The following is a 338-nucleotide window of genomic DNA, read 5'->3' as shown; positions in this document are numbered from 1 at the left end:
GAGATCATCATCACTGGCATCGACAAGCAGTCGGTTGGCCAGGTTGCGGCTGAAATCCGCGAGTTCCGTCCGCCGGAGCCCTACAAGGGCAAGGGCGTTCGGCATGCAGGCGAGTTTATCGTCCGCAAAGAAGGCAAGAAGAAGTAACGGACCTGCATCATGGCGAACAGCAAAATTGCTTTCGAACGCCGCCGCGATCGCGTGCGCCGTTCTCTCAAGAAGGTGGCGAACGGACGTCCGCGGCTTTCTGTGTTCCGCTCGTCGAAGCAGATCTATGCCCAGATCATCGACGACGCCAAGGGTCACACCATTGCATCGGCTTGTACCATTGGAGGCGA

1 protein-coding gene and 1 pseudogene are annotated in these 338 nt (G+C 58.0%); both read left to right on the top strand.

The window, feature by feature from the left end:
• Nucleotides 1-147: 50S ribosomal protein L6 (gene rplF / locus ACN0SO_RS26565; protein WP_417682843.1), on the top strand; the 147-nt coding region annotated here is incomplete at its 5' end.
• A 12-nt stretch (nucleotides 148-159) separates the two neighbouring features.
• Nucleotides 160-338 (top strand): annotated as a pseudogene (locus tag ACN0SO_RS26560) (50S ribosomal protein L18); the annotation flags it as partial.

The sequence above is a fragment of the Roseibium sp. genome, from assembly GCF_048260565.1.
GTDB lineage: Bacteria > Pseudomonadota > Alphaproteobacteria > Rhizobiales > Stappiaceae > Roseibium.
Note: the sequence above shows the minus strand (reverse complement) of the source record. Positions and strands in the feature narration are given on the sequence as shown.